This window comes from Rhizobium sp. O111 (genome assembly GCF_055616315.1).
In genome coordinates this window covers 1,206,582-1,224,543 of record NZ_JBSHXL010000001.1, presented here as the reverse complement: position 1 = coordinate 1,224,543, position 17,962 = coordinate 1,206,582, and the positions used below count along the sequence as shown (strand labels likewise).

At 60.6% G+C, this 17,962-nt stretch carries 21 protein-coding genes and 1 pseudogene; 10 read left to right on the top strand and 12 right to left on the bottom strand.

Annotated features, from left to right (window positions below; all coding sequences use genetic code 11):
- Nucleotides 1-65 precede the first annotated feature (65 nt).
- The 3 genes from ACVTFQ_RS06300 to ftsZ form a co-directional block, all read right to left on the bottom strand.
- Nucleotides 66-266 (bottom strand): hypothetical protein, encoded by a 201-nt coding sequence (locus ACVTFQ_RS06300; RefSeq protein ID WP_111561334.1) that lies wholly within the window; start codon nucleotides 264-266, stop codon nucleotides 66-68.
- A gap of 44 nt (nucleotides 267-310) precedes the next feature.
- Nucleotides 311-1,159 (bottom strand): oxidoreductase, encoded by an 849-nt coding sequence (locus ACVTFQ_RS06295; protein WP_111561333.1) that lies wholly within the window; start codon nucleotides 1,157-1,159, stop codon nucleotides 311-313.
- A gap of 196 nt (nucleotides 1,160-1,355) precedes the next feature.
- Nucleotides 1,356-2,387, bottom strand: a complete 1,032-nt coding sequence (gene ftsZ, locus ACVTFQ_RS06290; protein ID WP_313760151.1) for a cell division protein FtsZ — start codon at nucleotides 2,385-2,387, stop codon at nucleotides 1,356-1,358.
- 223 nt (nucleotides 2,388-2,610) lie between these two features.
- Between ftsZ and ACVTFQ_RS06285 the strand changes: the two genes are divergently transcribed.
- Together ACVTFQ_RS06285 and ACVTFQ_RS06280 are read left to right on the top strand one after the other, a co-directional pair.
- Entirely contained in the window at nucleotides 2,611-2,823 is a 213-nt protein-coding gene (locus ACVTFQ_RS06285; RefSeq protein WP_112950038.1) for a hypothetical protein, read from the top strand.
- A 76-nt stretch (nucleotides 2,824-2,899) separates the two neighbouring features.
- Nucleotides 2,900-3,904 (top strand): annotated as a pseudogene (locus tag ACVTFQ_RS06280) (ketopantoate reductase family protein).
- Between the two features lie 87 nt (nucleotides 3,905-3,991).
- On the opposite strand, the gene ACVTFQ_RS06275 reads toward ACVTFQ_RS06280, so the two are convergent.
- Complete coding sequence (locus ACVTFQ_RS06275; protein ID WP_111561330.1) at nucleotides 3,992-5,149, bottom strand: pyridoxal phosphate-dependent aminotransferase; 1,158 nt, start codon at nucleotides 5,147-5,149, stop codon at nucleotides 3,992-3,994.
- A 211-nt stretch (nucleotides 5,150-5,360) separates the two neighbouring features.
- Here ACVTFQ_RS06275 and ACVTFQ_RS06270 point away from each other — a divergent pair, with 211 nt between their 5' ends.
- From ACVTFQ_RS06270 to ACVTFQ_RS06245, 6 genes are all read left to right on the top strand, one after another.
- Nucleotides 5,361-6,119 (top strand): DsbA family protein, encoded by a 759-nt coding sequence (locus ACVTFQ_RS06270; RefSeq protein WP_047510062.1) that lies wholly within the window; start codon nucleotides 5,361-5,363, stop codon nucleotides 6,117-6,119.
- Nucleotides 6,120-6,262: 143 nt separating this feature from the next.
- On the top strand, nucleotides 6,263-6,700 hold the full coding sequence (gene aroQ, locus ACVTFQ_RS06265; RefSeq protein WP_111561329.1) for a type II 3-dehydroquinate dehydratase: 438 nt from the start codon (nucleotides 6,263-6,265) through the stop codon (nucleotides 6,698-6,700).
- Nucleotides 6,701-6,718: 18 nt separating this feature from the next.
- On the top strand, nucleotides 6,719-7,201 hold the full coding sequence (accB, locus tag ACVTFQ_RS06260) for an acetyl-CoA carboxylase biotin carboxyl carrier protein (RefSeq protein ID WP_111561328.1): 483 nt from the start codon (nucleotides 6,719-6,721) through the stop codon (nucleotides 7,199-7,201).
- A 10-nt stretch (nucleotides 7,202-7,211) separates the two neighbouring features.
- Complete coding sequence (accC, locus tag ACVTFQ_RS06255) at nucleotides 7,212-8,558, top strand: acetyl-CoA carboxylase biotin carboxylase subunit (protein WP_018900150.1); 1,347 nt, start codon at nucleotides 7,212-7,214, stop codon at nucleotides 8,556-8,558.
- A 5-nt stretch (nucleotides 8,559-8,563) separates the two neighbouring features.
- Complete coding sequence (gene aat / locus ACVTFQ_RS06250; protein ID WP_111561327.1) at nucleotides 8,564-9,184, top strand: leucyl/phenylalanyl-tRNA--protein transferase; 621 nt, start codon at nucleotides 8,564-8,566, stop codon at nucleotides 9,182-9,184.
- A 67-nt stretch (nucleotides 9,185-9,251) separates the two neighbouring features.
- Complete coding sequence (locus ACVTFQ_RS06245) at nucleotides 9,252-10,181, top strand: DUF2167 domain-containing protein (protein ID WP_111561326.1); 930 nt, start codon at nucleotides 9,252-9,254, stop codon at nucleotides 10,179-10,181.
- A gap of 9 nt (nucleotides 10,182-10,190) precedes the next feature.
- On the opposite strand, the gene ACVTFQ_RS06240 is transcribed toward ACVTFQ_RS06245, so the two are convergent.
- The 5 genes from ACVTFQ_RS06240 to gatB all read right to left on the bottom strand — a co-directional run bounded on the left by ACVTFQ_RS06240 (nucleotide 10,191) and on the right by gatB (nucleotide 13,719).
- Nucleotides 10,191-10,622, bottom strand: a complete 432-nt coding sequence (locus tag ACVTFQ_RS06240; protein WP_111561325.1) for a DUF2155 domain-containing protein — start codon at nucleotides 10,620-10,622, stop codon at nucleotides 10,191-10,193.
- Nucleotides 10,623-10,728: 106 nt separating this feature from the next.
- A complete protein-coding gene (locus ACVTFQ_RS06235; RefSeq protein ID WP_018900154.1) occupies nucleotides 10,729-11,127 on the bottom strand; it encodes an NADH:ubiquinone oxidoreductase subunit NDUFA12 in 399 nt (132 codons plus the stop codon).
- Nucleotides 11,128-11,232: 105 nt separating this feature from the next.
- Nucleotides 11,233-11,697 (bottom strand): GNAT family N-acetyltransferase, encoded by a 465-nt coding sequence (locus ACVTFQ_RS06230; RefSeq protein ID WP_111561324.1) that lies wholly within the window; start codon nucleotides 11,695-11,697, stop codon nucleotides 11,233-11,235.
- A gap of 10 nt (nucleotides 11,698-11,707) precedes the next feature.
- Nucleotides 11,708-12,211 carry a GNAT family N-acetyltransferase gene (locus ACVTFQ_RS06225; protein WP_111561323.1) on the bottom strand — a complete coding sequence of 168 codons (504 nt, stop codon included), beginning with the start codon at nucleotides 12,209-12,211 and terminating at the stop codon, nucleotides 11,708-11,710.
- A gap of 2 nt (nucleotides 12,212-12,213) precedes the next feature.
- A complete protein-coding gene (gatB, locus tag ACVTFQ_RS06220) occupies nucleotides 12,214-13,719 on the bottom strand; it encodes an Asp-tRNA(Asn)/Glu-tRNA(Gln) amidotransferase subunit GatB (protein WP_111561322.1) in 1,506 nt (501 codons plus the stop codon).
- A 147-nt stretch (nucleotides 13,720-13,866) separates the two neighbouring features.
- On the opposite strand from gatB, the gene ACVTFQ_RS06215 reads away from it, so the two are divergent.
- Complete coding sequence (locus ACVTFQ_RS06215; protein WP_111561321.1) at nucleotides 13,867-14,172, top strand: DUF1294 domain-containing protein; 306 nt, start codon at nucleotides 13,867-13,869, stop codon at nucleotides 14,170-14,172.
- Here the strand turns inward: ACVTFQ_RS06215 and ACVTFQ_RS06210 are convergent.
- Nucleotides 14,169-14,675, bottom strand: coding sequence for a GNAT family N-acetyltransferase (locus ACVTFQ_RS06210; RefSeq protein WP_111561320.1), 507 nt, complete (start codon nucleotides 14,673-14,675; stop codon nucleotides 14,169-14,171). The two genes, ACVTFQ_RS06215 and ACVTFQ_RS06210, sit on opposite strands and share 4 nt — an antisense overlap.
- Nucleotides 14,676-14,981: 306 nt before the next feature.
- On the opposite strand from ACVTFQ_RS06210, the gene ACVTFQ_RS06205 reads away from it, so the two are divergent.
- Nucleotides 14,982-15,239: a YjhX family toxin gene (locus ACVTFQ_RS06205; RefSeq protein WP_111561319.1), complete on the top strand. Its 258-nt coding sequence runs from the start codon at nucleotides 14,982-14,984 to the stop codon at nucleotides 15,237-15,239.
- 40 nt (nucleotides 15,240-15,279) lie between these two features.
- Here the strand turns inward: ACVTFQ_RS06205 and ACVTFQ_RS06200 are convergent, their stop codons facing one another.
- Nucleotides 15,280-16,746, bottom strand: a complete 1,467-nt coding sequence (locus ACVTFQ_RS06200) for an ArnT family glycosyltransferase (protein WP_111561318.1) — start codon at nucleotides 16,744-16,746, stop codon at nucleotides 15,280-15,282.
- Nucleotides 16,747-16,760: 14 nt separating this feature from the next.
- On the bottom strand, nucleotides 16,761-17,843 hold the full coding sequence (locus ACVTFQ_RS06195) for a glycosyltransferase (protein ID WP_111561317.1): 1,083 nt from the start codon (nucleotides 17,841-17,843) through the stop codon (nucleotides 16,761-16,763).
- Nucleotides 17,844-17,962 lie beyond the last annotated feature (119 nt).

The following is a 17,962-nucleotide window of genomic DNA, read 5'->3' as shown; positions in this document are numbered from 1 at the left end:
TGGATTATCGCCGGCTGGCGGGGTTTTCTTACCCTTCCAGCCGGCGAATTTGTTTTGGGTGCCGCTTAGCGCCTGCCGCGCAGGCTCTTGGTCAGCACGATCAGAATGAGGCCGACGGCAACGGCAAGCGCGCCCCAGTAGATCCAGGGCGTCTGGTCGATCATAAAGCTTTCGGCCGGATACGGAAAATAGCCGCTGCCCTGCCCCATCCAGATCAGACCGGCGAGGATCAACAAGCCTTCAAGAGCGTAGACCAGCTTCACCATCACTTCTTCCTCCACGGCGCACTGTTCATACCAGAGCGCGAGCCTCAAGACTTCGGGAAATCGGCGCCGAGGCTAGTGTCCTTCCATTCCTCGATTAGCGCCAGGCGCTCCTTCAGCTTGGCCGTGACCGCGCCATAGCCGAATTCGCCAAGCACCAGGTGGCGTGGCGCTTTTTCGACCTCGGTGATCTTGATGATCGCTTCGCCGGCGCGCACTGGATCGCCCGGCTGCTGGCCGCTGTATCCAGCCGTCTGGCGCATGCGCGCGGCAGCGGTTTCCGCGTAATCGGCGATCTTGCTTTCGGTCTGCCGCAGCGAACGGCCGGCCCAATCGGTGCGGAACGGACCGGGCTCGACACAGGTGACCTTGATGTCGAGCGGCGCGACTTCGGCGGCAAGCGCATCCGACATCCCCTCGACCGCGTGCTTGCTCGCCGCATAATAACCGGATCCAGGAAAGCCGATGAAGCCGGCCACAGAGGTGATGTTGATCACATGGCCGCGTCGGCGCGTGCGCATGCCGGGCAGAACGGCGCGGGTCATGGCGAAGAGGCCGAAGACATTGGCTTCGAACTGATCGCGGATCTCGCTATCGCTGCCTTCCTCTATCGGCGACTGATAGCCATAGCCGGCATTGTTGACGAGGACGTCGATCCGTCCGAAGCGCTCCTCGGCGGCCTTTACGGCGGCGATGATCTGCGCGGCATCGGTCACATCGAGATCGACGGCGAGCGAATTGCCCTCATGGCCGGTGACGAGATCGGCGACGCGAGCCTTGTCGCGGGCGCTGACAACAGTCGGCCAGCCGCGGGCTATGGTCAGTTTCGCCAGTTCGCGGCCGAAGCCTGTCGAGCAACCAGTGATGAACCAGACGGGATTTTTATCTTGAGACATGGTGTTTTCCTGAAATGTTCGTCTGAAATTGAAAGCGCCCTTTGGTGTCCTTTGGGGATGTATTCGGGGCACCTTCTGATCTAGGGTCGTCCAACTGATTTTTCCAGAATTGGCGGGGCGTTGCGGCCAATAGACGCAAAAAGGCCGCGCGCTCGCTGGAGCACGCGGCCGGATCGGACCAGACTTTTCTTTCGGCTTACTGCAGCGTGCGCGGCGGCAAGCCCTGAACCAGCGGCGCGCCAGGCTGGACCGGTGCCACGCCGGCACCCGCGCCATCGAGGCCGGTGGCGACGACGGAGACGCGGAACTTGCCATCGAGGTTACGGTCGAAGATCGCGCCGACGACGATATCGGCGTCGTCTTGCACTTCGTCGCGGATACGGCTTGCGGCTTCATCCACCTCGAACAGCGTCATGTCCGAGCCGCCGGAGATCGAGATCAGCACACCCTTGGCGCCGCGCATCGAGATGTCGTCGAGCAGCGGATTGGCGATCGCGGCTTCCGCCGCCTTCATAGCGCGCTCTTCGCCCGATGCTTCGCCGGTGCCCATCATGGCGCGGCCCATGCCGCGCATGACCGACTTCACGTCGGCGAAATCGAGGTTGATGAGACCTTCCTTGACGATCAGGTCGGTGATGCAGCCGACACCTGCGAACAGAACGCGGTCGGCGGTCATGAAGGCGTCGGCGAAGGTCGTCTTGGCATCGGCGATGCGGAACAGGTTCTGGTTCGGGATGACGATCACGGTATCGGCTGCCTGGCGCAGCGCCTCGATGCCGGCATCAGCCGTCTTCATGCGGCGGTTGCCTTCGAAGGTGAAGGGCTTGGTGACGACGCCGACCGTCAGGATGCCGGCGTTGCGGGCCGCCTGGGCAATCACGGGTGCAGCACCCGTGCCGGTGCCGCCACCCATGCCGGCGGTGACGAAGCACATATGCGAGCCGGCCAGGTGGTCCATGATCTCGTCGATCGATTCTTCAGCGGCGGCGCGGCCGATCTCGGGCAGCGAACCGGCGCCGAGGCCTTCGGTCACATGCGCGCCGAGCTGGATGCGGCGCGAGGCCTTCGAGGTGGCGAGCACCTGCGCATCGGTGTTTGCGGCAATGAATTCAACGCCTTCGAGGCTTTCCGCGATCATGTTGTTGATGGCGTTTCCGCCACCACCACCAACGCCGATCACCGAAATTCTGGGCCGCATCTCGGAAATCCCGGGCTTGGCGTTCGTCATCGCAATCTCCTTCGTGCGCATTCTTTCGTGGGCTCCACCGCTTTATCGGGACCCGAATCGCGCATCAGCCTATGGGCGCAAGAAGGCAGAGGCGGGGCGAAAGAACAAGATGCAGGCTTTTCTAAAATTTATCCGGAACCTTTTTTGAGGTTGGCGCATTAGGTCGATTCAAGCCAGCTAAAAAGAAAGCCCGCCTACCCAAAAAGAGAGGAGTACCGCGCAGATGCCTATGCTCGCTTCCAGCCAGTCGATAGCCCCTCCGAAAGACCATGTCGTGACCGCCCAGGAAGCGCTGGAGCAGCTCTTCCTGCAGATCGAGGCCGAAGCCGAGTTGCGGATGATTTCCGCTGCTCTGAAGGCCGGCTGGTCGGCAGAGGACGCGGTGAGCGCGATCGACGAATTGCGTCGCAGCGAGTTGCTGCCGGGCGATCGCTGAACACCAAAAAATCATTCGCCTTCGAGGCCGGATGGCCTATCTCTACGCGGTCAAGTGATTGCGGAGACAGGATTTCATGACCATCAAGACCATCTGCATTTTTGGCGCCGGCGCCCTGGGCGGGATGATCGCCACCAAGATCGCGGCGTCGCTTGCAAACGACGTCACGGTGTCGGTCATCGCGCGCGGAGCGCATCTCGATGCCATCCGCCGCAACTGACTGACGCTGCATGAAGCGGGTTCCGAGACGCCGATCAACGTGAAGGTGGTGGCCACGGACAATCCGGCCGATCTTCCGCCGCAGGATCTGGTCATCACCGGTCTCAAGGGTCATCAGCTGAGCGCCGCGGCCGAGGGCATGGCGAAGCTGTTGAAGGACGACACGCGCGTCGTGATGATCCTCAACGGGATTCCGTGGTGGTACTTCCACCGCGACGACCATCCCGAATTCGCCGAACTGCAATTCGAGGAGCTCGATGAAGGCGGTGCGCTCTGGAGCCTTGTCGGCCCGCACCGGGTCATCGGCTGCGTCGCGCATCAGGGTGCGGAGGTCAGCCAGCCTGGCCATATCAAGCTCAGCAACAAGGGCCGCTTCATATTGGGCGAACCATCGGGCGAGATCACGGCTGATCTCGAGGCCATTCAGGCTCTGCTGCAGAAGGCCGATCTCAACATCACGCTGTCATCGAAGATCCGCAACGACATCTGGAGCAAGCTGATGGGCAATGCTTCGTTCAATCCGATCAGCGCGCTGACGCGTTCCACCATGTCCGACCTCATGGCCGACGTCGCCGTTAGCGACCAGATCGGCAAGGTGATGAAGGAGGTCAAGGCGGTTGGCGAGGCGCTCGGGGCCAATGTCGGCATGTCGGTGGAAGAGCGCCTCGAGCAGGCGAGCCAGATCGGCCCTGTCCGCACCTCGATGCTGCAAGACCTGCTTGCCGGAAAGGCGCTGGAGATCACGCCGCTGGTCGGCATGGTCGTTGCGCTCGGCAGGCTCGCTTCGGTGCCGACGCCGGTTTCGGAAACCTTGCTGGCGATGGTTTCGCAGCTTGATCGCGAGAACTGCAAGCCGGCCTGAATGGCCGGCCTCCCCTTCACAATGCTCTGTCAAGGCGCTCAGAAAGTGAGTCCGGAAACGCCTGCAGCGCCTTGAAATCGTCTCGTTTTACTTGAGCCAGCCAGCCATACGCTCGACCGCCTCGGCGATCTCAGCTTCGGAACCGGCATAGGACATGCGCATGGCGCGATGCCCTTCCAGCGGATCGAAATCGAGGCCCGGTGTCGCGGCGACATCGATCTCCGCCAGCATGCGCTTGGCGAATTCCATGCTGTCATTGGTGAAGCGCGTCACATCGACATAGGCGTAGAAGGCGCCATCCATCGGCGAGGCGATCGTAAGGCCCATCTCCGGGAGACGCCGCATCAGGAAGTCACGGTTGGCCGCGTAGCTTGCCTTGTAGACATCGAGTTCTGCGGAAGCGCCAAGGGCGGCGGTCGCGGCGATCTGCGATAGTTCTGGTGCCGAGATGTAGAGACTTTGGGCGACCCGCTCGATCGGGCGCACCAGGCGATCGGGCAGCACCATCCAGCCGATGCGCCAGCCGGTCATGCAATAATATTTCGAGAACGAATTGATGACGATCGCTTCGTCGGTCAATTCGAGCGCGCTCGTCTCTTCGCCCGCGAAGGTGAGACCGTGATAGATCTCGTCGGAAATGAAGGCGATCGAATTGGCCGAACAGTATTCCGCCAGTTCGGCAAGCGCCTTGCGGCCCGTCACGGTGCCGGTGGGGTTTGCCGGGCTTGCAAGGAGAACGCCCTTCAGCCGGATGCCGCTTTCCTTCTGGGCTGCCTCGATGCTTTCGGGCGTCAGCGTGAAATGCGTTTCGGCGGTGACGGGCACTTCGATGACCCGCAGGCCGAGGGCGCCGAGGATGTTGCGATAGGCCGGATAGCCGGGCCTGGCGATCGCCACCGCATCACCGGCATCGAACAGCGACAGAAATGCGAGATTGAAGCCCGCGGACGAGCCCGTCGTGATCGCGATGCGCGCCGGGTCGATGTCCAGCCCATGCCGGTCGCGGTAATGTGTTGCCAGAGCGTCTTTCAAGCGCAGAATACCCAGAGCGTCGGTATAGCCGATCCTGCCGTCTTCAAGTGCCGCCTTCGCCGCGTCGAGTGCGGCGCGCGGTGCGGGATGCGAGGGCTGGCCGACGGCCATCGAGATCACCGGCAGGCCACTTGCGCGCCGCCGCGTCGCTTCCGCCAGAACATCCATTGCGTGAAACGGCTCGACTGCACTGCGTTTGGAAATGGAAAACAAGGGTTCTTCTCTTTCGGCTCGATTTGCGGCCCGACAAATGCCGCATTAGTGAGATCTTCACAATCCCGCGACCAGATTACGAACGCGAGAATTCCTGTTTCAATAGGCCGGGATGCGCCGTATTTTTGCTGCTTCGCATTGCGTTCCGATCATCGGACTGTGATACCCGAAGCATTGAACGACCGACATCACCTGCAAAGACGAGGATATCATGGCCATTCTCCCGAAAATCTTCACGGCGCTCGCGCTGACCGCCTCCGTAGCCTCCGCCCAGCCGGCCGCAGCCCTCGACGACGCGCAGAAGAAAGAGTTCGGCGAGTTCATCAAGCAGTATCTGATCGAGAACCCGGAGATCATGCTTGATGTGCAGGAGGCGCTGCAAAAGAAGCAGGAGACGGCGCGCCTGGTGAAGGCCAATGCGACGATCTCGGAAAACAAGGCGACGATCTTCGATTCCAAATACGACATGACGATCGGCAACCCGAAGGGCGACGTCACGATCGTCGAGTTCTTCGACTACAATTGCGGTTACTGCCGCCACGCTCTGACCGACATGCAGACCATGCTGAAGAAGGACCCGAACGTCCGCTTCGTGCTCAAGGAATTCCCGATCCTCGGACCTGAATCGGTTGCCGCCCATAAGGTGTCGGACGCCTTCCGCAAGATCGCTCCGGAAAAGTACAGCAAGTTCCACGTAGCACTTCTCGGCAGCGATGGGCGGGCCGACGAGGCGAGCGCCATCGAAGCGGCTCAGTCTCTCGGTGTCAGCGAAAAGCAGATCCGGGCGGAGATGGCCAAGAGCCCGAGCGACGCTTCCGTGCAGGAGACCTACTCACTGGCGCAGAACCTCGGCATAACGGGTACGCCGTCCTATGTGATCGGCAACGAGTTGGTTCAGGGCGCGGTCGGCTATGACGACCTCGAGACCAAGGTCAAGAACATGCGGACCTGCGGCAAGACCAGCTGCTGAACCGGCCCCCATCAAATTGCCAAAATCCCGGTGCTTCAGCCATGTGGACAAAATGGCGCGATTCCTGATGCCTTGCCCAAAGGGCTTTCATTAAGCCTTTGGTGAGTCTATAGGTTGCCCTCGCACATTTGACGGAACACTCGATGACGCAAACCATTTTCGTCCTGAACGGGCCAAACCTGAACATGCTCGGCAAAAGAGAGCCCGGCATTTACGGCGGCAAGACGCTTCAGGACATCGAGGCGGACTGCAAGTCGGCCGGGCGAGAGCTTGGCGTCGATATCGATTTCCGTCAAAGCAACCATGAAGGTCAGCTCGTCGACTGGCTGCACGAAGCTGGCGACAGGGCTATCGGCGTTGCGATCAACGCCGGCGCCTACACGCACACCTCGGTTGCGCTACATGATGCGATCCGCGCCATTTCCATTCCCGTTGTAGAGCTCCATATCTCCAACGTGCATGCGCGGGAAGAATTTCGCCACAAGTCGATGATCGCGCCCGCCGCAAAGGGTGTCATCGCCGGCTTCGGACCATATAGCTACATTCTGGCGCTCCATGCGCTAAAGAACGTCACCGCATAAAAAGACAGGGCAAAACTCATGGCTGAAAAAAAGAACGGTATCGACCAGGCACTGATCCGCGATCTCGCGAACATCCTCAACGACACGGATCTGACCGAGATTGAAGTCGAGCAGGACGATCTGCGCATCCGCGTTTCGCGCGCCGGCAACACCCAGTATATCCAGGCGCCGATGGCAGCGCCTGCTTACGCCGCCGCTCCGGCAGCGATTGCAGCTCCGGCTGCTGGCGCAGCGCCTGCCGCTTCCGCCGCACCGGCACGCAACCCGGCCAACACGGTTTCTGCTCCGATGGTCGGCACCGCCTACATGGCACCGGCTCCGGGCGCGCGCGCATTCATCGAAGTTGGCGCGACGGTCAAGGAAGGCCAGACACTGCTCATCATCGAAGCGATGAAGACGATGAACCAGATCCCTGCCCCGAAGTCGGGCAAGGTCGTTGAAATTCTTGTCGAGGACGGCACGCCCGTCGAATACGGCCAAGCTCTCGTGGTCGTCGAATAAGGCGGACGTCATGGTCTCGAAAATCCTCATCGCCAACCGCGGGGAAATTGCCCTTCGCGTGCTTCGCGCGTGTAAAGAGCTCGGCATTCCCTGCGTCGTCGTTCACTCGACCGCCGATGCCGACGCCATGCATGTGCGCCTGGCCGACGAAAGCGTCTGCATCGGCCCGCCGCCGTCGCGCGACAGCTATCTGAACATTCATCAGATCGTTGCTGCCTGCGAGATCACCGGCGCCGACGCTGTACACCCCGGCTACGGCTTCCTGTCGGAGAACGCCAAGTTCGCCGAGATCCTCGAAGCGCACGGCATCACCTTCATCGGCCCGACCGCGGAACACATCCGCATCATGGGCGACAAGATCACCGCCAAGACGACGGCGCAGGAACTCGGCATCCCCGTGGTTCCGGGCTCCGACGGCGAAGTGAAGACCGAGGAAGAGGCCATCAAGACGGCCGCCGAAATCGGTTATCCCGTGCTGATCAAGGCGACTGCCGGTGGTGGCGGACGCGGCATGAAGGTCGCCAAGAGCGCTGACGACGTGATCGAGGCCTGGTCGACCGCCCGTACCGAAGCGGCTGCCGCTTTCGGCAACGAAGCCGTCTACATGGAAAAGTACCTCGGCAAGCCGCGGCACATCGAAATCCAGGTGTTCGGCGACGGCGAAGGCAATGCCATCCATCTCGGTGAACGCGACTGCTCGCTGCAGCGCCGCCACCAGAAGGTCTGGGAAGAAGCCAACTCGCCTGCCCTCAACGTCGAACAGCGCATGAAGATCGGCCAGGTCTGCGCCGACGCCATGAAGAAGCTGAAGTATCGCGGCGCCGGTACGATCGAGTTCCTCTACGAAAACGGCGAGTTCTATTTCATCGAAATGAACACCCGTCTTCAGGTCGAGCATCCGATCACCGAAGCGATCACCGGCATCGACCTGGTGCACGAACAGATCCGCGTCGCTTCCGGCGGCGGTCTGTCGGTCACCCAGGATGAGATCCACTTCCATGGCCATGCCATCGAATGCCGCATCAACGCCGAGGACGCGCGCACCTTCGTGCCCTCGCCCGGCACGATCACGCATTTCCATGCACCTGGCGGTCTCGGCGTACGTATCGATTCGGGTGTCTATCAGGGCTACAAGATCCCGCCCTATTACGACAGCCTCATCGGCAAGCTCATCGTGCACGGCCGCACCCGCGTCGAATGCATGATGCGTCTGCGTCGTGCGCTTGACGAGTTCGTGGTCGACGGCATCAAGACGACGCTGCCGCTCTTCCAGGATCTGGTCGACAACCAGGACATCGCCAACGGCGATTACGACATCCACTGGCTGGAAAACTATCTGGCCAGCAAGCCGGCTTAACCGCAATGGCAGGGTCGCGCAGGAAATCTCCAGGCATCACACCGGAAATTCTCCTGCGCGCCTATTCCATCGGGCTCTTCCCGATGGCCGAATCGGCTGACGATCCCGAGATCTTCTGGGTCGAGCCCGATCTTCGCGGCGTTCTGCCGCTCAATGATTTCCATGTTTCCAAAAGCCTCGCCAAGACTATCCGGCGCAAGCCGTTCGACATCCGCTTCGATCATGACTTCGAGGCTGTGATCGCGGCATGCGCGGAGGAGACGTCCGGGCGCCCAAGCACCTGGATCAACCAGACGATCAGGTCGCTCTACGCCTCCCTCTTCCGCATGGGGCATGCCCATACCGTCGAGGCGTGGGATGGCGACCAGCTTGTGGGGGGGCTTTACGGCGTGTCGCTGGGTGCTGCCTTCTTCGGCGAGAGCATGTTCTCGCGGCGCACGGACGCATCGAAGATCTGCCTAGTGCATCTGGTGGAACGGCTGAAGGAGAAGGGTTTCGTGTTGCTCGACACCCAGTTCACCACCGAGCATCTGAAGACCTTCGGCGCCATCGACGTTCCGAAGGACGAGTACGAGCACATGCTCGCCACGGCGATGGGTTCGCCACATCTGTCTTTTGCACAATAAAATACACGTTCACGTTGACGTTACCCCCAAGTCGCCTATTGTCGCGCCTTTAACGGGAGTATTGTTCATGAAGTTGAAAATTGCCGCGCTGACGTCCCTCTTCGTTCTGGCAGCAACGCTGGCTCAGGCGAAGCCATATCAGGAGATGTTTCCGGGTGCGGATCGTTTCGGAGATGCCGACAAGGCTATCCTGGAAAAGATCGACTTTCAGCAAGGCGCGATCAAGATTCCGGGCGCGAATGCCACCCTCGATATTCCCGAGCAATTTTACTATCTCAGCCCGGCCGACGCTCGCCGCGTGATCGTCGACATCTGGGGCAATCCGCCACAAGCGGGTGAAGGAACGATGGGCATGGTCTTCCCCGCCAAATACGCTCCCGTTGAGGGCGGATCATGGGGCTCTGTCGTCGAATACAGCGCTGACGGCTACGTCTCCGACGTGGATGCCGCTTCCACCGACTACGACGAACTGCTCCGCAGCATCAAGGACTCGATCGCGGAAACCAATCCGGAACGCGTGAAGCAGGGTTTCGAGAAGATCACGCTCGTCGGCTGGGCGTCACCCCCGCACTATGACCAATCCGCGCATGCGCTGCATTGGGCGCGCGATCTCATCTTCGGCGACGACATGAGCCAAGCGCACACGCTGAACTATTCCGTACGCGTCTTTGGGCGCGAAGGCGTCTTCATGTTCAACTTCGTGGCGGGAATGGACCAGCTGAAGGAAATTCAGTCCGCCGTCCCCGATGTCCTGACCATGGTCAAATTCGACAGCGGCAAGACCTACAAGGACTATGAAAGCGGAGACAAGCTGGCGGCCTACGGCATGGCAGGCATGATCGCGGCCGGTGCAGGCGCAAAGGTCGCGGCCAAAGTCGGACTGCTCGCAATGGCAGCCGTTTTCTTCAAGAAGGCCGGCGTGCTTGTTCTTGTCGCGGGAGCAGCGTTATTGCGGGCCCTCAAGGGAATGTTCTCCCGCAAGAAACCCTCGGCATAACGCTAAGGGTCAGTTCGTCTTGGCGTCGGGCGCAGGCACGTCCGACGTCGCCTTGCAGTCCTTCAGCCAGACGTCATAGATCGGGTGCTCGACAGCGTTGAGGCCGGGGCTGTCGGCGAACATCCAGCCGGTGAAGATGCGGCGGATCTTGCGGTCCAGCGTGATCTCGTCGACTTCGACAAAGCCGTCGATCTTCTGCACTTCGCTCTGGTCGCGGGAATAGCACGCCTTCGGCGTCACCTGCAGGGCGCCGAACTGCACCGTCTCGTTCACGTAGACATCGAAGGTGGTAATGCGGCCGGTGATCTTGTCGAGGCCGGAAAAAACGGCGACAGGATTGTCGATGCGGGCGGCGAAAACCGTCTGCGGCAGGAAGGACGAGCCAAGCGCCAGGGCAATGCCGGCGGCACGCAGGACGGGGTTCCGCGTGAGAAGCTTCATATCTTTCCGTCTCCACCGCATTTCAAAAATAGAAGGCCGCAGTGTCTGCGGCCATTCTGCGGGTATAGGTCAATTGTGGCCAAAAAGCGGGCCGGACTGGCTGTGATCAGCTACCGGGCGTCCATGCGTCGTAGTCGCCGGTGACGCGCGGACGTTCGCCGGCAACGGCGAGCGAGCCCGGCGGACGATAGGCCTGCGGCGAACCGGTCGGGTTGGCGCGGTGTCCCTTCTGCCATTCCTTGGCGACATAGGTCTCCTTGGACGGCGGCACGTCGGTGCGGTAGTGCATCCAGCCGTGCCAGCCCGGCGGGATCGCCGATGCGTCCGCGTAGCCCTTGTAAATCACCCAACGGCGCGGAAGGCCGAAGGAGGTGGTGCCGCCTTCGTAGTAGACGTTGCCCAATTCATCTTCGCCGACGCGCTTGCCGAAACGCCAGGTCGCGAAGCGGGTACCGATCGTCTGACCGTTCCACCAGGTGAAGATTTGCAGGAGGAGAGTTTTCATGTCTTTTCCTTGTGCCTGCCTTGGGAGCAAGCGGGACCAGAATTCGATCCTTCGCTTATGCCGCCAGCAGCGCCGGTTGTCCAGTGATTCCGAAGGCAAAAGGGTTCATTTCAGCGCCATCTTGAAGCCGAGATGCGAGGGCTCGAAACCGAGCCGCTCATAGAAGCGATGGGCATCCTTGCGCTTGGCATTGGAGATGAGCTGCACGCGCGGCAGACCACGCGCCCTCGCCTCTTCGATGCAGAATTCGATCATCCTGGCGCCGATGCCCTGGCCGCGCATATCACTGCGCGTCTGCACGGCTTCGATGATCATGAAGGACGCTCCGCGGCCGGTCAGCGTCGTGGTGATGGCGGTCTGGAAGGTGCCGACCACTTCGCCGGCCAGTTCGGCGACGTAGAGCGTCTGGTCGGGAGAGGCCGCGATGGTCTTAAACGCGCGCTCGTAATCCGGCAACGCGTCTTCGGATTGGGTGTCGCCGTGCCCGCCAATATCATCGTCGGCGAACATGGCGATCAATGCCTTCAGATCGTCCAGGCGGGCTTCGCGAATGATGATCTCTACGGCCATTTGAAACGTCTCAGTAGCTGGCGAGCGGTTTTTCGAGGATCAGCGCCGGGATGCCGGATTGGCCGGGGCCGTTGTTTTCGCTCTGGCCGACATCGGCGAAGCCGAGCCGGTGGTAAAACGTGATCGCCGCCTCGTTGCGCGGCTCGACCTCGAGCCGCATGATTTCGGCTGCCGGAAAGCAGGTTTCGAGCTCGGCGAAAATATCGCGGCCGATACCCTCGCGCTGCAGCGAGGGGCGCACGTAGAGCAGGTGCAGCATGACCGTCTTCGTCATCTCGCCGGACATGGCGGCATAGCCGATGCCGCCGATTTCCTTGCCGTCATCGGCCACCAGGAATTCGGCGTTCTTGTTTGCCATGCGCGTCTTCAGCGCCGCGGGCGAGAAGAGCGTGGAGACCAGTTCATCAACCTTCGGCGCGCCGAGAAGCGCGTCGTAGGTCACATGGAAGGTTTCGACCAGGAGAGCGCGAACCTTGTTGAGATCACGCTCGCTGGCGGTGCGGACGAAATACAAGACTATTCCTCGACGATACCGAGCTTGGCCTTGACCAGCGCCTGGACGGCCTGCGGGTTGGCCTTGCCGCCGGTCGACTTCATCACCTGGCCGACGAACCAGCCGGCGAGAGCGGGCTTGGCCTGCGCCTTGGCGACCTGATCCGGGTTGGCGGCGATGATCTCGTCCACGGCCTTTTCGATGGCGCCGGTGTCGGTGACCTGCTTCATGCCGCGGCTTTCGACGATCTCGGCCGGGTCGCCGCCTTCGCTCAGAACGATTTCAAAGACGTCTTTGGCGATCTTGCCGGAGATGGTCTCGGCCTTGATGAGGTCGATGATCGAACCGAGCTGAGCGGCGGAAACCGGAGTCGATTCAATATCCTTGCCGAGTTTATTCAAGGCGCCCAGGAGGTCGTTGATGACCCAGTTGGCGGCCATCTTGCCATCGCGGCCTTCGGCAACGGCTTCGAAATAATCGGCGATCGCCTTTTCCGACACGAGCACGGATGCGTCGTAGATCGACAGACCGAGTTCGCGCACGAAGCGCTCCTTCTTGTCGTCGGGCAGTTCCGGCAGGTCGGCCGCCAGCGCCGCCACGAAGGCGTCGTCGAATTCGAGCGGCAGCAGGTCTGGATCGGGGAAATAGCGATAATCGTGCGCGTCTTCCTTCGAGCGCATCGAGCGCGTCTCGCCCTTGCCGGCGTCGAACAGGCGGGTTTCCTGGTCGATCACTCCGCCGTCCTCGAGGATAGCGATCTGGCGGCGGGCTTCGTATTCGATCGCCTGGCCGATGAAGCGGATGGAGTTGACGTTCTTGATCTCGCAGCGCGTGCCGAAGCCTTCGCCCGGGCGGCGCACGGAGACGTTGACGTCGGCGCGCATAGAGCCTTCGTCCATGTTGCCGTCGCAGGTCCCGAGGTAACGCACGATCGAGCGCAGCTTGGTCATGTAGGCCTTGGCCTCATCCGACGAGCGCATGTCCGGCTTGGACACGATTTCCATCAGGGCGACGCCCGAACGGTTGAGGTCGACATAGGACATGGTGGCGTGCTGGTCGTGCAGCGACTTGCCGGCGTCCTGCTCAAGATGCAGACGCTCGATGCCGATCTCGATATCCTCGAACTGGCCCTGGCGATCCGGGCCGAGCGAGATGACGATCTGGCCCTCGCCGACGATCGGATCCTTGAACTGCGAGATCTGATAGCCCTGCGGCAGATCGGGATAGAAGTAGTTCTTGCGGTCGAAGATCGAGCGCTTGTTGATCTGCGCCTTCAGGCCGAGGCCGGTGCGGACCGCCTGGGCGACGCATTCCTCGTTGATAACGGGCAGCATGCCGGGCATGGCGGCATCGACGAGCGAGACGTTGGAATTCTGCGGCTTGCCGAACTCGGTCGAGGCGCCGGAGAACAGCTTCGAATTGGACAGCACCTGCGCATGGACTTCCATGCCGATGATGACTTCCCAATCGCCAGTGGCGCCGGGAATGAAGCGTTTCGGATCAGGCGTGCGAACGTCGACAAGGGTCATGGAAATGCTCTTTTGAGGCTATCTTATTCAACTGGTGAGGTAACGGAAATGACCTTCCGGTGCAAGGCTTTCGGCATGGTCTCGACCACTGCGGGCCGCACACCGGGCATTTTTCGGTTGTTAACGGGCCGCCGCTAAACTTCGCCGATGCTTCTCACTGATCTCGCCAAAATCATCGGACTGTTCACAGCCTGGAACGGGCTGGTGTTTACGATCTACTTCATCGACAAGCAGGCCGCGCGCTATGGCCAGTGGCGCATCAGCGAAAAGACGCTTCTGACACTGGCTTTCCTTGCCGGAAGCCCCGGCGCGGTGAGCGCCCAGCAACTGCTGCGCCACAAGACCCGAAAGGAGCCGTTTCGCTCGGAGCTGATGGCGATCTGCGGCTTTCATCTGCTTGCCGTGGTCGCGCTCATAGCAGCCATCGCGGCCAGGATGCTCGGACTGATCTAGAAAGCGCCGTAGGGGCCCTCGCCCTGCGACGATACCGGTTTCGACAGCCCAACCGAGGGGACGTCGCGGTCGAGCTTGGGATTATAGGCGACCGAAAGCCAGTGAATGGCATAGCCGTTCTTCTTGAAGAAGGTGATCGCCTCGTTGTTTTCGGCGTGGGTCTGCATCATCACGCTATCCAGCCCCTGCTCGGACACTTCCTTCTCGACCGACTGCAGCAATGCCGAGCCAAGGCCATGGCCGGTAAAAGACGGATCGATCCAGAAGTCGGAAATCGTCTCGTCGAGATTTTCGCGCGCGGCCCATCCGGCCGTGTGGCCGTTCCATTCGATAACGGTGATAGTCAGCCAGCGGGTCTCGGCGAAATTCATGAAGGCGCTGCGGGCAGCCGACGCCATCGCATCCGCCTCGCCGATCGGCGCCATGGCCTTTTGCCAGGCGCGCAAGCCGATCTCGCTCAGTGCCTCGGCCTCTCCCTCATGTGCATTGCGAATCGTGATCAATCAAAACCTCCGAAACACCGAGGAAAGTAAACCACCGAATCGAGCCATATCAAAGCCTTCCGTAACGTCAGGCGAAGCTTATCCCGCATTGCGAAAGACGGAGCTCGCTTGGCGCCGACCTTGACGCCGACGGGGCCGAAGCCTATCAAACCCTCATGTTGAGCTCGCAATCAGAGACCCGGTAAAGGCCCTGCCCGCAAGTTTTCTTGCGCGCATGGGCCCGACGAGAACGAAGCCCTGACGTCCAACGCGGACGCCAGATCGTTTTTGTGCGCCTTAATGGCGCGAGACCGGATCAACATTTCCATGGATATTTCACGCGCGGAACAGCGCATCCTGCACTTGCTGGCCCAAGGCGGCCGCATCGAAATCGAACGCGACGACAAAAAGAAGATCGAGGCGGTCAACTGCCTTACCCGCGACGGCTGGCTTTACCCGGGCTTCGACCTCGAGCTCTTTCGAAAGCTCAAACGGCTGAAGGCGATAAGATCCCAAACCGGACAGCCATACCGGATCACCGAACGCGGGCTGCGACTGGTGCGCTCGCAGCTGGACAACCGATGACGGGGAAACGGCGCCGCGTATGCGGCGCCGTTTTGCCGCCTCAGCGTTGAAGCAGGCGATATTTCGAAAGCTGAAGACCTGTGTCGCTGTAGCCGGCCGCTTCGCCAGCGCAGCTATCGTCGACCACGATATGGTTGCTCGTAGCGGCATCCATGGTTGCAAGGCTGATCTTATGTCGACGCTCCAGATAGCCGTAAAGCGCCCAATCATCGGCCCCGGCGCCGCAGACGGCAACCGTACTTTCGCACGTTCCTGACGACGGGCAGACATGATCCGCGATGCGCGCAGCATTGGCGATCGTATCCGCATCCGCCCCCGGCCGACCAATGTTGAAGCCGACGAGAATGACACTCAGCGCAAGTGCGACCGCCAAGCCGATCGACAGCCGCCGATATGAGCGCGTGTTCAGCGCCTGAAGCGCTCGGACAACAGCTGGTGCGCCCGCAATCGCGAATGCCGATGCGAAGTAGGCCAGCGAGGGGTTGAAATAGAAGCTCGCGACGCGGGGGCTGACCAGCAAGGGAAGCGAGGCGGAGAAGCCAATGAGCGCGAGGAAGATCGCGGTCCTTCGTCGCGCCTGGCTTAAACGCGGCACTTCGGAGCGGCTTCCCCAACGGCGATCGCAGAGCACAATAATGAGCGTGATGATCGCCGGATACGCATTCACGCGTATGAAAGCGCGCACTGCGTTCCAGTTGCCGCCACCGCTGCCACGCTGACCGGTCAGGCTCGGCAATAGCTGTATCGAGAGATAGCGCTCGATCGCGTCCCGGGCGCCGTCGAGCTGCCAGAGAGCTGCAAAAAACATGACGACCGTCGCTGTCATGACCAAGGTGTCAGCAATGACGGAAACCAGGCTTCGACGACGAAATGCCAGCCACCATATTCCCGGTGTTGCAAGCGGGAACAGACCGACCAATCCTTTGGTCATCAGCGCCAACGCCACCAATATGCCTGCCGCGATCATCAGGATCGAACGCAACATGACCTTCCCGCGATCTGCGCCATCATAGGCGACGATGACACAATAGATCGCCAGGGAGGTGAAAACGATGAGCAGGTTTTCGAGCATGCCGTTGGTGAAGCCCCAGCTGACACGTCCTGCGCCGAGCGCCATGGCCAAAACCATGGGACCTGCAAAGCAGAGCTCCGGATCGCTCTCGTGAAGCCTTTGCCAAATCTTCAGCAAAACGAAACCACTGGCGATCAGCGTCATCAAGGAGAAGCATTTCTCGACCGCGATCGTGTCGCCGAACAGAAGAAAGCCAATCGCCTCAAGCCACATCATCAAGGGCGGATGTTCAGAGAAGACCGGGAACAGGGTCTCCGAAAACTGCAGCCGCCACGGCGATCCAGCGCCTTCAGCCAGATTGCGCGCGATGCTGGCGTAGATCGCGCCATCAAAGAACATCGACTGATGCATGAGCTGACGCAGCACCAGCAGACAGACGACGATTGCAAGGATGATCCAGAGAGGCTTTGCAGCATCCACGGTCTTGGACTGCATGGGGTGCGCCTCGCCTACTTCCAGATGAACTTGTTGGCGATCACGAACTTCCAGACGGTGTCGATGGCGATGCCCGCCAGCGTAGCAAGGAAGACCACGTGAACCAGTCGCTCATAGGCAAGCGTCGCAGCTGAAACGTTGGCGACGATGCCGACGGAGGAGACGAACAGAAACTTGAGATAGCCCCAAAACTTGTTCATGCCGCGCAGCCGGCGATCCTGGAAGGTCAGCAGGTTGTTGAGCAGGAAGTTGCTGGTAGCAGCGACCAGCGTCGCAACGGTCTGCGCCGCCATGAAGGGCACGGTTAGCGCCAGTGCGCTGTACAGAACCGCCATGTGAACGAAGAGACCCAGCCCTCCAACGAACAAGAAAGAGATCAGGTTCGCCGGCACAATGCCACGGGTCATCTTGCTGAGAAGGAAGGTGACAAATTTCCAGATGACATAGCTGTCGAGCTTCGATTCGCCGCTGAGTCGCGCCTGGAAATCAAACGGCACTTCGGCGTGACGCAGGTCCTTGCGCGAATAGAGGATATCGAGAAGGAGCTTGAAGCCCGCGTCGCCAAGCTGCGGCGCAACTCCCAGAAACGCCTCGCGCCTGATAATGAAGAAGCCCGTCAGCGGGTCGACGAGCTGGCGTCCCAAAACGAAGCTGCTCAACCAGTTGCCAACCTTCGACAGCGTGTTACGGACCGGCGACAACGCATCCGCCTGGCGCTCATCGCCCAACCGTCGGGCGGCGCTGACGATGTGCAAGTTATCCTGGTGCAATCGATTCACCAGATCCTTGACCACTTCAGGATCATGCTGACCATCGACATCCATCACGCAAAGCAGTCCGCCCTTTGCAGACAGCATGCCCTGGATACTCGACTTGGCGAGGCCTCGATCGGTCAGACGCGTAATAATGCGTATGCGCGGATCATGCGCAGCGTAGTCGAATACCTTCTGCGCCGTTCCATCGGCGGAATTATCATCGACGAAGATAATCTCCCAATCCTTTTCATGAAGGGCAGCCTTGGTGCGTTCGATGAAAGGAATGACGTTTCCCGATTCATTGTATGTCGGGGCGATAATAGAAATACGGCCTGCGGGCAAAGCGTTATCCACCAATAGAATTCAATCGCACGTAGCAGGTCGCCAAATAAAAATCCAGCGAGATACATACGTGATCGGCATCAGCAAATTGGATACTTGTGGACCGACAAATCAGAGAT